General features: G+C 57.6%; 1 rRNA gene. It reads right to left on the bottom strand.

What is annotated here, in order from left to right:
• Positions 1-14 precede the first annotated feature (14 nt).
• Positions 15-1,536 (bottom strand): 23S ribosomal RNA (locus AB0L06_RS43510); the annotation flags it as partial.

The following is a 1,536-nucleotide window of genomic DNA, read 5'->3' as shown; positions in this document are numbered from 1 at the left end:
TTTGAACGTTCAGTGTGTTCAAGCCACTCGGCCTATTAGTACCGGTCGACTCCACACGTTACCGTGCTTCCATCCCCGGCCTATCAACCCAATCGTCTCTTGGGGGCCTTACACACACAAGGTGTGGGAGAACTCATCTCGAGGAAGGCTTCCCGCTTAGATGCTTTCAGCGGTTATCCCGACCGAACGTAGCCAACCAGCCGTGCCCCTGGCGGGACAACTGGCACACCAGAGGTTCGTCCGTCCCGGTCCTCTCGTACTAGGGACAGACCCTCATCAATTCTCCTACGCGCACAGCGGATAGGGACCGAACTGTCTCGCGACGTTCTAAACCCAGCTCGCGTGCCGCTTTAATGGGCGAACAGCCCAACCCTTGGGACCTACTCCAGCCCCAGGATGCGACGAGCCGACATCGAGGTGCCAAACCATCCCGTCGATATGGACTCTTGGGGAAGATCAGCCTGTTATCCCCGGGGTACCTTTTAGCCGTTGAGCGACACCGCTTCCACACGCCGGTGCCGGATCACTAGGCCCTGCTTTCGCACCTGCTCGACCTGTCGGTCTCACAGTCAAGCTCCCTTGTGCCCTTGCACTCACCACCTGATGACCAACCAGGCTGAGGGAACCTTTGGGCGCCTCCGTTACTCTTTAGGAGGCAACCGCCCCAGTTAAACTACCCACCAGGCACTGTCCCCCACCCGGATCCACGGGTGCGGGTTAGACGTCTAAGGCGACCAGAGTGGTATTTCACCAATGACTCCACGAACACTGGCGTGCCCGCTTCACAGTCTCCCACCTATCCTACACAAGACACATCAAACGCCAATGCCAAGCTATAGTGAAGGTCCCGGGGTCTTTCCGTCCTGCTGCGCGAAACGAGCATCTTTACTCGTACTGCAATTTCGCCGGGCCTGTGGTTGAGACAGCGGGGAAGTCGTTACGCCATTCGTGCAGGTCGGAACTTACCCGACAAGGAATTTCGCTACCTTAGGATGGTTATAGTTACCACCGCCGTTTACCGGCGCTTAGATTCTCAGCTTCGAGGTCGAAACCTCTAACCGGTCCTCTTAACGTTCCGGCACCGGGCAGGCGTCAGTCCGTATACAGCGTCTTACGACTTCGCACGGACCTGTGTTTTTAGTAAACAGTCGCTTCCCCCTGGCCTCTGCGACCACCCCCAGCTCCGGCAGTAAATGCCATCACCAGACGTGGTCCCCCTTCTCCCAAAGTTACGGGGGCAATTTGCCGAGTTCCTTAACCACAGTTCACCCGATCGCCTTGGTATTCTCTACCTGACCACCTGAGTCGGTTTAGGGTACGGGCCGCCGGTACACTCACTAGAGGCTTTTCTCGGCAGCATGGGATCACTCACTTCACCAAAAACGGCTCGGCATCACCTCTCACCCTTAACGAGAGACGGATTTGCCTATCTCTCGGGCTACAGGCTTACCCCGGGACAACCATCGCCCGGGCTGAGCTACCCTCCTGCGTCACCCCATCGCTCACCTACTACCACTTAGGGTCCCACGCTCCCCA

It is taken from the genome of Spirillospora sp. NPDC052269, from assembly GCF_040679435.1.
GTDB lineage: Bacteria > Actinomycetota > Actinomycetes > Streptosporangiales > Streptosporangiaceae > Spirillospora.
Note: the sequence above shows the minus strand (reverse complement) of the source record. Positions and strands in the feature narration are given on the sequence as shown.